Origin of the sequence: Enterobacter sp. HK-058-C-ECC (genome assembly GCF_047531125.1) — a bacterium.
Lineage (GTDB): Bacteria > Pseudomonadota > Gammaproteobacteria > Enterobacterales > Enterobacteriaceae > Enterobacter > Enterobacter quasiroggenkampii.
In genome coordinates, this window is record NZ_JBLKCH010000011.1 from 16,736 (window position 1) to 29,197 (window position 12,462).

The 12,462-nt window shown below is 54.9% G+C and carries 10 protein-coding genes and 7 tRNA genes; 1 reads left to right on the forward strand and 16 read right to left on the reverse strand.

Going from position 1 to position 12,462, the window contains the following annotated elements; all coding sequences use genetic code 11:
- The 4 genes from corC to miaB all read right to left on the reverse strand — a co-directional run bounded on the left by corC (position 1) and on the right by miaB (position 4,068).
- Entirely contained in the window at positions 1-879 is an 879-nt protein-coding gene (gene corC, locus ACMWJS_RS18525; protein ID WP_021242574.1) for a CNNM family magnesium/cobalt transport protein CorC, read from the reverse strand.
- An 89-nt stretch (positions 880-968) separates the two neighbouring features.
- Entirely contained in the window at positions 969-1,436 is a 468-nt protein-coding gene (ybeY, locus tag ACMWJS_RS18530) for an rRNA maturation RNase YbeY (RefSeq protein WP_008501052.1), read from the reverse strand.
- The gene (locus ACMWJS_RS18535; RefSeq protein ID WP_008501053.1) at positions 1,433-2,479 is read right to left on the reverse strand and encodes a PhoH family protein; all 1,047 of its coding nucleotides are present in this window, start codon (positions 2,477-2,479) and stop codon (positions 1,433-1,435) included. Before ACMWJS_RS18535 ends, ybeY begins: the two co-directional genes overlap by 4 nt.
- A gap of 164 nt (positions 2,480-2,643) precedes the next feature.
- Positions 2,644-4,068, reverse strand: a complete 1,425-nt coding sequence (miaB, locus tag ACMWJS_RS18540) for a tRNA (N6-isopentenyl adenosine(37)-C2)-methylthiotransferase MiaB (protein ID WP_414747397.1) — start codon at positions 4,066-4,068, stop codon at positions 2,644-2,646.
- A 135-nt stretch (positions 4,069-4,203) separates the two neighbouring features.
- On the opposite strand from miaB, the gene ubiF reads away from it, so the two are divergent.
- Positions 4,204-5,379, forward strand: coding sequence for a 3-demethoxyubiquinol 3-hydroxylase (ubiF, locus tag ACMWJS_RS18545; protein ID WP_045909584.1), 1,176 nt, complete (start codon positions 4,204-4,206; stop codon positions 5,377-5,379).
- A 119-nt stretch (positions 5,380-5,498) separates the two neighbouring features.
- Here the strand turns inward: ubiF and ACMWJS_RS18550 are convergent.
- From ACMWJS_RS18550 to nagB, 12 genes are all read right to left on the reverse strand, one after another.
- Positions 5,499-5,573, reverse strand: a tRNA-Gln gene (locus ACMWJS_RS18550).
- A gap of 36 nt (positions 5,574-5,609) precedes the next feature.
- Positions 5,610-5,684, reverse strand: a tRNA-Gln gene (locus ACMWJS_RS18555).
- A 42-nt stretch (positions 5,685-5,726) separates the two neighbouring features.
- Positions 5,727-5,803, reverse strand: a tRNA-Met gene (locus ACMWJS_RS18560).
- Between the two features lie 17 nt (positions 5,804-5,820).
- Positions 5,821-5,895, reverse strand: a tRNA-Gln gene (locus tag ACMWJS_RS18565).
- Positions 5,896-5,927: 32 nt separating this feature from the next.
- Positions 5,928-6,002 (reverse strand) — tRNA-Gln (locus tag ACMWJS_RS18570).
- Between the two features lie 23 nt (positions 6,003-6,025).
- Positions 6,026-6,110, reverse strand: a tRNA-Leu gene (locus ACMWJS_RS18575).
- Positions 6,111-6,118: 8 nt separating this feature from the next.
- Positions 6,119-6,195, reverse strand: a tRNA-Met gene (locus tag ACMWJS_RS18580).
- A 226-nt stretch (positions 6,196-6,421) separates the two neighbouring features.
- Positions 6,422-8,086 carry an asparagine synthase B gene (asnB, locus tag ACMWJS_RS18585; RefSeq protein ID WP_021242994.1) on the reverse strand — a complete coding sequence of 555 codons (1,665 nt, stop codon included), beginning with the start codon at positions 8,084-8,086 and terminating at the stop codon, positions 6,422-6,424.
- A gap of 249 nt (positions 8,087-8,335) precedes the next feature.
- Entirely contained in the window at positions 8,336-9,088 is a 753-nt protein-coding gene (gene nagD / locus ACMWJS_RS18590) for a ribonucleotide monophosphatase NagD (RefSeq protein ID WP_008501057.1), read from the reverse strand.
- Positions 9,089-9,134: 46 nt separating this feature from the next.
- A complete protein-coding gene (gene nagC, locus ACMWJS_RS18595; protein ID WP_021242995.1) occupies positions 9,135-10,355 on the reverse strand; it encodes a DNA-binding transcriptional regulator NagC in 1,221 nt (406 codons plus the stop codon).
- Positions 10,356-10,363: 8 nt separating this feature from the next.
- Entirely contained in the window at positions 10,364-11,512 is a 1,149-nt protein-coding gene (gene nagA, locus ACMWJS_RS18600; RefSeq protein WP_414747398.1) for an N-acetylglucosamine-6-phosphate deacetylase, read from the reverse strand.
- A 55-nt stretch (positions 11,513-11,567) separates the two neighbouring features.
- On the reverse strand, positions 11,568-12,368 hold the full coding sequence (gene nagB, locus ACMWJS_RS18605; protein WP_086532793.1) for a glucosamine-6-phosphate deaminase: 801 nt from the start codon (positions 12,366-12,368) through the stop codon (positions 11,568-11,570).
- Positions 12,369-12,462 lie beyond the last annotated feature (94 nt).

Consider the following 12,462-nt stretch of genomic DNA (forward strand, 5'->3'; position numbering starts at 1 on the left):
TTAATCTTCCAGTTTTGGCACCGGTGAGTCGTCCGGCGTTCTGACGTGAACCTGTATAATACGTCGGCTGTCGGCCATGGCTACTTTGAACTGGTAACCGTCGATGTCAACGGTCTCACCGCGCGCCGGGAGATGGCCAAAGGCCTGCATCACCAGCCCGCCAATGGTATCGACCTCTTCGTCGCTGAAGTGGGTCCCGAAGGCGTCGTTGAAGTCCTCGATGGAGGCCAGCGCACGCACGGTCCAGGTGTGGCGGCTGAGCTGACGGAAGTCGATATCCTCTTCTTCGTCGTACTCGTCTTCGATTTCGCCCACGATCAGCTCAAGGATATCCTCGATCGTGACCAGACCGGAGACGCCACCAAATTCATCAATAACAATCGCCATGTGGTAACGCTGAGAGCGAAACTCTTTCAGCATCCGATCCACACGTTTACTTTCCGGCACAACCACGGCCTGGCGTAACACTTTTTCCATGCTGAAGGCTTCGGCATCGCTGCGCATAAACGGCAGCAGATCTTTCGCCATCAAAATCCCTTCGATGTGATCTTTATCTTCGCTGATGACCGGGAAACGCGAGTGGGCGGATTCGATGATCACATCGAGGCACTCGTCCAGGGTCTGGTTACGTTTCAGGGTGATCATCTGCGAGCGGGGGATCATGATATCGCGAACGCGCTGGTCGGCGATGTCCATAACCCCTTCGAGCATTTCGCGCGTATCTTCGTCGATAAGGTCGTTCTGCCCGGAATCACGAATCAGCTCCAGCAGTTCATCACGGTTTTTGGGTTCGCCGTGGAAAAGCTGGTTCAGAATGAGGGAGAAAAATCCCTTTTTACTGGTTGTCGTGTCGCTACTGTGTGAATTGTCGTCGCTCATGGCGTTTGTTAAGGGTTCTCTTGTTAGTTCAACGTTTACCGCCACGCGATGTCCTTTCGTGGCGGCGGGGGAGTCAGTCAGGTGACGGACTATTCTTTCTCGGCAATGTACGGATCCTCATAGCCCAGAGCAAGCATTATCTCTGTCTCGAGGGACTCCATCTCTTCCGCTTCGTCGTCTTCGATATGATCGTAGCCGAGCAGATGCAGGCTGCCGTGTACCACCATGTGCGCCCAGTGGGCTTCAAGGGGTTTCTGCTGCTCTTTGGCTTCCTGTTCAACCACCTGACGGCAGATGATCAGATCGCCCAACAGCGGCATCTCGATGCCCGGTGGGGCTTCGAACGGGAAAGAGAGCACGTTGGTCGGCTTATCTTTCCCGCGATAGGTCAGGTTAAGCTCATGGCTTTCTGCTTCATCCACCAGGCGAATCGTAACTTCTGATTCTTCCTGAAACTGCGGGATAACGGCATCCAGCCATTTCTGAAACTGTGCCTCATCTGGCATGCCGGAATTGTCTTCACAGGCCAGCTGTAAATCGAGGATCACCTGACTCATTTCTGTTCTTGCTCCTGCGCTTCGCGCTTACGTTCTGCGGCCAGTTCGGCCTTACGCTTCTGATCCGCCTCTTCCCAGGCTTCATAGGCGTTAACGATACGCGCGACCACCGGGTGGCGTACCACGTCTTCACTGTGGAAGAAGTTAAAGCTGATTTCGTCGACCTCGGCCAGCACTTCGATGGCGTGGCGCAGGCCCGATTTGGTGCTGCGCGGCAGATCGATCTGCGTGACGTCGCCGGTAATCACCGCTTTCGAGTTAAAGCCAATACGCGTCAGGAACATCTTCATCTGTTCGATGGTAGTGTTCTGGCTTTCATCAAGAATGATGAACGCATCGTTCAGCGTGCGGCCGCGCATGTAGGCGAGCGGGGCCACTTCGATCACGTTACGCTCAATGAGCTTCTCGACCTTCTCAAAGCCCAGCATTTCGAACAGCGCATCGTATAAAGGACGCAGATACGGATCGACCTTCTGGCTTAGATCGCCTGGCAGGAAGCCCAGTTTTTCACCGGCTTCAACGGCAGGGCGGGTCAACAGGATACGTCGGATCTCCTGACGCTCCAGCGCATCGACCGCAGCGGCAACGGCAAGATAGGTTTTACCCGTACCCGCCGGCCCCACGCCGAAGGTGATGTCGTGGTCGAGAATATTGGCGATGTACTGCGCCTGGTTTGGCGTACGCGGCTTGATGACGCCACGCTTGGTCTTAATGTTGATCGCCTTGCCATAGTCCGGCACGCTCTCCGCGCTCTGCTCAAGCACGCGCGCCTCTTTAATGGCGAGGTGAATCTGCTCCGGTTCGATATCCTGAATTTCGCCGCGCATGGGGGAGGTGTCGACATACAGGCTACGCAGAATGTCCGCAGCGGCGTTGACGCAGATAGGGCGTCCGGTGAGTTTGAAATGATTATCGCGACGATTGATTTCGATACCCAGACGTCGCTCCAGTTGTTTGATGTTGTCATCAAACGGCCCGCACAGGCTCAGCAGGCGAGCGTTGTCTGCTGGCTCAAGGCTAATTTCACGCGTATCTATGTTCAAACTGTTCCTCTTTGATTGATTAACTGACCCGCTGCCACACGGCGCAATAAAACGGTCATTACCGAAATTATTCACGCCACAGAATAAAGGCGCAAGCGTTGCGGAAGATATTGGGGGCGATGAGAGGAAATACAAGGCCTGCCAAAAGAGGCAGGCCTGAAGGATTAGGGCTGGTAAATCCCAACGCCAGAATCGTTTTCTTTGCGGGTACGCGAGATCACGGATTGCGGTGACTCTGCGATACGCAGGCCAATTTCGTCTTCGGTGCGGACGACCTTCGCGCGCAGCGAGTTGGTCAGCACTTCGACAATCTCGACGTCCACAAACTTGCCGATCATATCCGGGGTGCCTTCAAAGTTCACCACGCGGTTATTTTCGGTACGACCTGAGAGTTCCATAATGCTCTTGCGGGAAGTGCCTTCCACCAGAATGCGCTGAACGGTGCCGAGCATGCGGCGGCTCCAGGCGTTGGCCTGCTGGTTGATACGCTCCTGCAGAATGTACAGACGCTGCTTTTTCTCTTCTTCCGGCACATCGTCAACCATATCGGCCGCCGGTGTTCCAGGACGCGCGGAGAAGATGAAGCTGTAGCTGACGTCAAAATTGACTTCGCCGATGAGCTTCATGGTGCGCTCGAAGTCATCAGCGGTTTCGCCAGGGAAGCCGACGATAAAGTCAGAGCTAATCTGGATATCCGGACGCGCTTCACGCAGCTTGCGGATGGTGGATTTATACTCCAGCACCGTATGCGGGCGGCCCATCAGGTTCAGCACGCGGTCCGAGCCGCACTGGATCGGCAGGTGCAGGAAGCTCACCAGCTCTGGCGTATCGCGATAGACGTCAATAATGTCGTCGGTAAATTCCATCGGATGGCTGGTGGTAAAGCGAATGCGGTCGATGCCGTCAATCGCGGACACCAGACGCAGCAGCTCGGCAAAGCTGCCGGTCGTGCCGTCGTAGTTCTCACCGCGCCAGGCGTTAACGTTCTGGCCCAGCAGGTTCACTTCGCGCACACCCTGCGCGGCAAGCTGCGCGATTTCAAACAGAATGTCATCTGCCGGGCGGCTGACCTCTTCACCACGGGTGTACGGCACCACGCAGTACGTGCAGTATTTGTTGCAACCTTCCATGATGGAGACGAAGGCGGTCGGGCCATCGGCACGTGGCTCAGGCAGACGGTCAAATTTTTCGATTTCCGGGAAGCTGACGTCAACGACCGGGCTACGGTTACCGCGGACCTGATTGATCATCTCAGGCAGACGGTGCAGGGTCTGAGGGCCAAAGACAATGTCCACATACGGGGCTCTCTGGCGGATCAGCTTGCCTTCCTGCGACGCGACGCAGCCGCCCACGCCGATGATCAGGTCCGGATTTTTTCGTTTAAGAAGTTTCCAGCGGCCTAACACGTGAAAGACTTTTTCCTGCGCTTTTTCACGAATTGAACAGGTGTTCAGCAGCAGCACATCGGCTTCTTTCGCATTTTCAGTCAGCTGGTATCCGTGGGTGGTATCCAGCAGATCGGCCATCTTGGATGAATCGTATTCGTTCATCTGACAGCCCCAGGTTTTTATATGGAGTTTTTTAGTCATCGACTTGCTCAGCTCAGGATTGCAAGCCGCGTATTGTAATGCTTTGGTGGGGTTGTGACCAGTATGAAGGTTGTGTGTCTCAGGACCGCAAAAATCCGGTAAACTTAAGGGATTCTCCAATAAGGAAAATTGACCATGACACTCCAACACACCGAAGTTGCCGTTGTCGGCGGCGGTATGGTCGGCGGCGCGCTGGCGCTGGGGCTGGCGCAGCAGGGATTTGAGGTAACGGTAATCGAACAGGCGGCTCCGCCAGCCTACGATCCCGCCAGTAAACCGGATGTGCGCATTTCCGCTATCAGCGCGTCGTCCGTCGATCTGCTGCGCGGGCTGGGCGTCTGGGAGACGGTGCTGGCGATGCGCGCCCATCCTTACAGCCGTCTTGAAACCTGGGAATGGGAAAATGCCCACGTCGCGTTTGATGCCGCTGAGCTGAAGCTGCCGCGCCTGGGCTATATGGTGGAAAACAATGTGCTCCAGCTGGCGCTCTGGCAGGCGCTGGAGGCGCACCCGAAGGTGACGCTGCGCGTTCCTGCGTCGCTTAAGGCGCTGCATCCTCACGAGAGCGGCTATCTACTGACGCTCGACAGCGGCGATGAGCTGTCCGTGAAGCTGGTCATCGGGGCGGATGGCGCTAACTCGCAGGTCAGACAGATGGCGGGGATCGGGGTTCATGCCTGGCAGTATGAACAGTCCTGTATGCTGATTACCGCCAGGTGCGAGAATGCGCCGGGTGAAAGCACCTGGCAGCACTTTACGCCGAACGGCCCGCACGCCTTTTTACCGCTCTTCGATAACTGGGCGTCGCTGGTGTGGTATGACAAACCGGCGCGCATTCGCCAGCTGCAGGGAATGAACATGGAACAGCTGCAGCGCGAAATTCTGCTGCACTTCCCGAGCCGTCTGGGACACGTCACGCCGGTCGCCGCCGGGGCGTTCCCGCTTACGCGCCGTCATGCGTTGCAGTATGCCCGCGAAGGCTTAGCGCTGGTGGGGGATGCGGCACACACCATTCATCCGCTGGCCGGGCAGGGCGTGAACCTGGGGTATCGTGACGTCGATGCCTTACTGGATGTGCTGGGCAGCGCCCGCGGACACGCGGAAAACTGGGCCAGTCATCAGGTGCTGAAGCGTTATCAGACGCGGCGTATGGCAGATAACTTCCTCATGCAGTCGGGAATGGATCTGTTCTATGCCGGGTTTAGCAATGACGTAGCCCCGGTGCGTATTCTGCGTAACATAGGCCTGATGGCAGCGGAACGCGCCGGTGGCCTGAAGCGTCAGGCCCTGAAGTACGCCCTCGGACTTTAATCTTTGCTCCGACTTTTCCCTCGCCCCTTTGGGGAGAGGGTTAGGGTGAGGGGGAATCAGGCCGCACAATTTTGTACAAAAACAAAAAAGCCCGCAGAGCGGGCTTTTTTGTTACTAAGTGGCTGGGGTGCAGGGATTCGAACCCCGGAATGCTGGTATCAGAAACCAGAGCCTTACCGCTTGGCGACACCCCAATTGCGTTAAACAAGCTGCTTAACGACTTTTTAAATTGGCTGGGGTACGAGGATTCGAACCTCGGAATGCCGGAATCAGAATCCGGTGCCTTACCGCTTGGCGATACCCCAACAATTTTTTTTCATTACCGAACAACATCGATAATCTAAATTTGGTGGCTACGACGGGATTCGAACCTGTGACCCCATCATTATGAGTGATGTGCTCTAACCAACTGAGCTACGTAGCCAGTACTGCAATCTTCGATGGCTGGGGTACCTGGATTCGAACCAGGGAATGCCGGTATCAAAAACCGGTGCCTTACCGCTTGGCGATACCCCAATACCGCGGAGAACCGCAAAATCGAAGAAATATGGCTGGGGTACCTGGATTCGAACCAGGGAATGCCGGTATCAAAAACCGGTGCCTTACCGCTTGGCGATACCCCATCCGTGCAACGCTTACCCGGGAATGGTGCGGGAGGCGAGACTTGAACTCGCACACCTTGCGGCGCCAGAACCTAAATCTGGTGCGTCTACCAATTTCGCCACTCCCGCAAAAAAGATGGTGGCTACGACGGGATTCGAACCTGTGACCCCATCATTATGAGTGATGTGCTCTAACCAACTGAGCTACGTAGCCATCTTTTTTCGCGTTACCTTATCGGCGTTGCGGGGCGCATTATGCGTATAGACCCTTGCAGCGTCAACACCTTTTTCAACGAAAATAGCCGGAATGTGACTGTTTGGTTAGGTTGCGAACAGCGTGACCGAATATTCGGCAATTATTGGTTATTAATCGGTTTTAGCTGTGCAAAAGCGGGGCAAAAAAAATCAGGCCCCGCAGGGCCTGATGATGAAATGCACGATTATTTGTAGGCTGACTGGTGAACGCCTACCGCACGTCCTGACGGATCGTTCATGGATTTGAACGATTCATCCCATTCGATCGCTTTGGCAGACGAGCAGGCGACGGACGGGCCACCCGGTACGCACTCCGCAGCGCTTGGTACCGGGAACAATTCTTCAAAGATTTCACGGTAGAGATACGCTTCTTTCGATCCCGGCGTGTTGTACGGGAAGCGGAAGCTTGCGGTTTCCAGCTGTTGGTCAGAAACCTGTTTCGCCGCCACCTCTTTCAGGGTGTCGATCCAGCTGTAGCCTACGCCATCGGAGAACTGCTCTTTCTGACGCCATGCCACGCTCGCTGGCAGGTAGGATTCAAAACATTCACGCAGGATATGTTTTTCCATTTTTCCGTTGCCGCACATCTTGTCCTGCGGGTTGATGCGCATCGCCACGTCGAGGAATTTCTTATCCAGGAACGGCACGCGCGCTTCGACACCCCATGCCGACATCGCTTTGTTGGCGCGCGCACAGTCAAACATATGCAGCGCCTGGAGTTTACGCACGGTCTCTTCGTGCAGCTCTTTGGCGTTTGGCGCTTTGTGGAAGTACAGGTAGCCACCAAACACTTCGTCAGAACCTTCACCGGAGAGCACCATCTTGATGCCCATCGCCTTGATCTTGCGCGACATCAGGTACATCGGCGTTGAAGCGCGGATGGTGGTTACGTCATAGGTTTCGATGTGATAGATCACATCGCGGATCGCATCCAGTCCTTCCTGCACGGTGAAGTGAATTTCATGGTGCACGGTGCCGAGGTGGTTTGCGACTTCCTGCGCGGCTTTCAGATCCGGCGCGCCTTCCAGGCCCACGGCAAAGGAGTGCAGTTGTGGCCACCAGGCTTCTGAGCGCTCCTGATCTTCCACGCGACGAGCCGCAAATTTCTTGGTGATTGCGGAGATCACGGAGGAGTCCAGACCGCCAGAGAGCAGCACGCCGTAAGGCACGTCGGACATCAGGTGGCTTTTCACGGAATCTTCCAGCGCCTGACGCAGCTCGGCTTTGTCCGTGACGTTGTCTTTTACCGCATCGTAGTCGAACCAGTCACGCTGGTAGTACGGACGGATCTCGCCGTCTTTGCTCCACAGGTAGCTGCCCGCCGGGAACTCTTTGATGGTGCGGCAGACCGGCACCAGGGCTTTCATTTCAGAGGCAACGTAGAAGTTGCCATGTTCATCGTGGCCCATGTACAGCGGGATAATACCGATGTGGTCACGGCCAATCAGGTAAGCGTCTTTTTCGCTGTCGTACAGGGCAAAGGCAAACATACCCTGCAGGTCGTCCAGAAACTCGGGACCTTTCTCCTGATACAGCGCCAGGATCACTTCACAGTCGGACCCGGTCTGGAACGCGTAGCGGTCGCCGTACTCGGCGCGCAGCGCCTGATGGTTGTAGATCTCACCGTTGACAGCCAGCGCGTGCGTTTTTTTCTCGTTATACAGCGGCTGTGCACCGGCGTTGACGTCAACAATAGACAGACGTTCGTGAGCCAGAATCGCTTTGTCACTGGCGTAAACGCCTGACCAGTCCGGTCCGCGATGGCGCATCAGGCGGGACAGTTCGAGTGCCTTTTTACGCAGTTCGCCTGCGTCAGTTTTAATATCCAGTACGCCAAAAATTGAACACATAACCTTCTCCGTTAACCCTGTTGCTTTGTAATGTTGCTTGCTTATGAAAATGCCGCAAAGGGGCAGGGTGCGCAAGCGTTTTACGGGTGAAAACGGAAATAGTGCAATGGTGGTTGCGGATCGGTGAAAAATGCGTATGCCATGAGCGCTTTTATTGATGATTATGCAATGAAAACGCTTTTTCTTTAGATGTGGGCGTGTTTTGCAGGCGAGAAAATAAAAAACCACGCCCTGAGGCGTGGTTCGGTATCAGATGATGTCAATTTCATCGACGGAGGGGTAAATCCAGCTTGGGCGGAACGGCATTGAGTCAATGTCATCAAGCTGAGAGACGCCTGACAGGACCAGAATCGTCTCCAGGCCTGCCTGGAAACCAGCAAGAATATCGGTGCGCAGGTTGTCGCCGACAATCACGGTCTCTTCTGAGTGGGCCTGCATCTTGTTGAGTGCGGCACGGATGATCCACGGGCTGGGCTTACCGACGTAGAACGGCTTGCGCCCGGAGATCTTCTCGATACCGGCACACAGCGCACCGCAGGCCGGATAAAAACCACGACCGTGGGTATCCGGGTTGGTCGCAATAAAGCGCGCGCCGTTAGCCACAAAGAAGGATGCCTTATGCATCATCTCCCAGTTGTAGGAGCGCGTTTCACCCACAATCACAAAATCCGGGTTGACGTCGGTGATGGTAAAGCCCGCTTTATATAGCTCATGGATCAGCGCGCCTTCACCGACCACATAGGCTTTTTTTCCTTCCTGACGTTTCAGAAAATCCGCCGTGGCCATCGCCGAGGTATAAAACACGCTGTCCGGGACGTCGACCCCTGCCGTGGCAAAGCGGTTTGCCAGATCCTGACCGGTCTGAGAAGGGTAGTTCGTGAGAAGAACCAGAGGCATTCCTTTGTCGATGATGCGGTGAAGAAACTCCGCAGCACCCGGCACGGCAACGTTGTCGTGCATCAGCACGCCGTCGATATCACAAATTACATTCTTAATGGTCATGGACAGTCCGACATTAAAAAAAAGAAGGCGTTACTATAAGGTCCGATCAACTTTCCAGCAAATGCTGGAGCAGAATTCCGTTGAGCATGGCGCGTTTGACCAGCGCGAACGCGCCAATCGCCGAGCGATGGTCAAGCTTTGAACGAACCACCGGAAGATTCTGGCGGAATGCTTTCAGCGCCTGGGTGTTAATACAGCCTTCAATCGCGGGGAGCAGCACCTTTTCAGCTTCCACAATTTCACCGGCGATCACCACTTTTTGTGGGTTAAACAGGTTAATGGCGATGGCGATGGTTTTCCCCAGATGGCGCCCCACCTGCTCGATCACTTCACAGGCCAGCGCGTCGCCTTTATTAGCGGCTTTGCAGATGGTGCCTATCTTGCAGTCGTCCAGCGTGACGCGGCTTTGATAACCCTGTTCAAGCAGATGGCGAACGCGTTGCTCGATGGCCGTGTTGGCGGCGATGGTTTCAAGACAGCCGAAATTGCCGCAGTGGCAGCGCTCCCCAAGGGGCTCAACCTGAATGTGGCCGATCTCACCGACGTTACCGTTGCGACCAATAAAGATTCGGCCGTTAGAGATAATGCCTGCGCCCGTTCCGCGGTGGACGCGCACCAGAATAGAGTCTTCGCAGTCCTGGCTCGCACCAAAGTAGTGCTCTGCCAGCGCCAAAGAGCGGATGTCATGGCCCACAAAGCAGGTCACCTTGAAGCGCTTTTCCAGCGCGTCGACCAGCCCCCAGTTTTCAACCTGAATGTGCGGCATATAGCGGATCACGCCGCTTTCCGGGTCGACCAGACCGGGCAGTATTACCGAGATGGCGATGAGTTCGCGGATCTTGCGCTGACAGCTTTCAATAAACTGCGCAATAGTATTCAGCAGCGCATGCTCCAGCGTCTCCTGGGTGCGCTCCGGAAGGGGATAATGCTCTTCCGCAATGGCTTTGCTACTCAGATCGTACAGCGTGAGCGTGGTGTCATGACGGCCGAGCCGGACGCCAATCGCCTGGAAATTGCGGGTTTCGGTAATAATAGAGATGGCGCGGCGGCCCCCGGTGGAGGCCTGCTGATCGACTTCTTTGATCAGACCGCGCTCAATGAGCTGGCGGGTAATTTTTGTCACGCTGGCGGGAGCAAGCTGGCTTTGTTCGGCTATCTGAATTCGCGAGATGGGTCCGTGTTGGTCAATCAGGCGATACACCGCCGCACTGTTAAGTTGTTTAACGAGATCGACATTACCGATTTGAGCTTGTCCGCCAGGTGTCATACTTTTACTTACTCAGTGACGACCTCGTTACCATTAACGATGGTCTTAATAATTTTATAATCGTGTGTGAATGCCGTCAGGTTTGCAACCATACCTGGTGCAATTCCGCCGAGCTGTTTATCCACGCCGATTGCGCGGGCCGGATAAAGGGTTGCCATGCGCAGGACTTCCTCAAGCGCAATCCCGCAGTGCTCAACCAGGTTACGTACCCCTTCAATCATGGTCAAAGAGGAACCGCTCAGCGTACCGTTTTCATCCACACACAGTCCATTGCGGTAGTATATTGTTTTACCGGCAAAAATGAACTGCTCAATATTTGCACCTGCCGGCGCGGTAGCGTCCGTCACCAGGCAAAGCTTGTCACCTTTCAGCCGCTTGGCATTGCGAATGTTGGTGTAATCGACGTGTAAGCCGTCCGCGATAATACCGCAGTAGACGTCTGGCTCATCCAGAATCGCCCCGACCAGACCCGGTTCACGCCCCGTGATATATGGCATGGCGTTATACAGGTGCGTCGCGAAGGTAATGCCCGCGCGGAAACCGGCTTTCGCTTCTTTCAGCGTGGCGTTTGAGTGGCCTGCTGAAACCACAATTCCGGCGGCGGCCAGCTTGCTGATGACGTCCGTGCCGGTCATTTCCGGTGCCAGAGTCACCTTGGTGATTACATCGGCGTTGGCACACATGTAGTCAACCAGCTCCGCATCGGGCTTACGCACGTAATCCGGGTTATGCGTTCCTTTCTTGACCATGTTCAGCCATGGCCCTTCAAGGTGCAGACCGAGCGCCTGATTTGGGTGTTTGGCCAGATATTCGCGCATCACGCGGATACCCTGCTTCATCAGGTCATCACTGCTGGTGATGAGCGTCGGCAGATAGCTGGTGCAGCCCGATTTCTCGTTGGCTTTCTGCATGATCTCCAGCGTTTCTACCGTTACCGCATCGGCGGTATCATTGAATTGCACACCGCCGCAGCCGTTGAGCTGTACGTCGATGAAACCGGGGGAGATTACTGCTCCATTGAGTGAGCGCTGTTCAATATCCGGCGGCAGTTCTGCCAGCGGGCAAACACGTTCAATCAGGCCATTCGCGATAACAATCGCGTGGTCATCCAGAATTTCATGGCCGGTATAAATCCGACCGTGGGTTAAAGCGTACATAACGACCCCCGGTTAAAAAAAGCGGCCGCCTCTTGAGAAAGAGGCGGTTATTCAATTACAGACCTTTGATGTTCTCGGCTTCTAACTCGTTGAAGTATTTCAGCGTTTTAACCTTCAGCTCCATCGTGGACGGCTCGTCGCAGACGATGACTGATTTAGGATGCAGCTGCAGACAACTGATGGTCCACATATGGTTAACGTTGCCTTCAACAGCAGCCTGGAGCGCCTGCGCTTTCACGCCGCCCAGCACCAGAATCATCACTTCTTCGGCATCCAGCAGGGTGCCTACGCCTACGGTCAGGGCGTATTTTGGAACCTGGTTAACGTCACCGTCAAAGAAGCGGGAGTTTGCCACGCGCGTGTCATGGGTCAGCGTTTTAATACGGGTACGAGAAGCCAGAGAGGACGCCGGTTCGTTAAACGCGATATGACCATCATTACCTACGCCACCCATGAACAGGTGGATTTTACCGTAGGAACGGATTTTTTCTTCATACTGACGGCATTCTGCGTCAATATCCGGCGCGTTTCCATTCAGCAGGTTAATATTTTCAGCAGGGATATCAACGTGATCAAAGAAATTGCGGTGCATAAAGCTATGGTAGCTTTCCGGGTGGTCTTTCGGTAAGCCAACGTATTCATCCATATTGAAGGTCACAACATGTTTGAAGCTAACCTGGCCTGATTTATGCATCTCAACCAGCGCCTTGTAGGCGGTCAGCGGCGTGCCGCCGGTCGGAAGGCCAAGAACGAAAGGACGATCGGCGGTCGGCTTGAACGCGTTAATACGGTTTACGATATGGCGAGCGGCCCATTTACCGACTTGTTCAGCAGTTGCCAGGGGAATCAGTCTCATTGTTCACCTCAAAGTTTAAGTAGAAGAGTGGGCGGATGGCTTCGGAACCTGATACTAAAGCGTAACCTGGAAACTTTCAGGCCGGATCAATCCG

Bases quoted from the DNA above. Each gene is read 5' to 3' on its own strand.
- corC (WP_021242574.1), bottom strand. From the start codon at position 879: ATGAGCGACGACAATTCACACAGTAGCGACACGACAACCAGTAAAAAG.
- ybeY (WP_008501052.1), bottom strand. From the start codon at position 1,436: ATGAGTCAGGTGATCCTCGATTTACAGCTGGCCTGTGAAGACAATTCC.
- miaB (WP_414747397.1), bottom strand. From the start codon at position 4,068: ATGACTAAAAAACTCCATATAAAAACCTGGGGCTGTCAGATGAACGAA.
- ubiF (WP_045909584.1), top strand. From the start codon at position 4,204: ATGACACTCCAACACACCGAAGTTGCCGTTGTCGGCGGCGGTATGGTC.
- asnB (WP_021242994.1), bottom strand. From the start codon at position 8,086: ATGTGTTCAATTTTTGGCGTACTGGATATTAAAACTGACGCAGGCGAA.
- nagD (WP_008501057.1), bottom strand. From the start codon at position 9,088: ATGACCATTAAGAATGTAATTTGTGATATCGACGGCGTGCTGATGCAC.
- nagC (WP_021242995.1), bottom strand. From the start codon at position 10,355: ATGACACCTGGCGGACAAGCTCAAATCGGTAATGTCGATCTCGTTAAA.
- nagA (WP_414747398.1), bottom strand. From the start codon at position 11,512: ATGTACGCTTTAACCCACGGTCGGATTTATACCGGCCATGAAATTCTG.
- nagB (WP_086532793.1), bottom strand. From the start codon at position 12,368: ATGAGACTGATTCCCCTGGCAACTGCTGAACAAGTCGGTAAATGGGCC.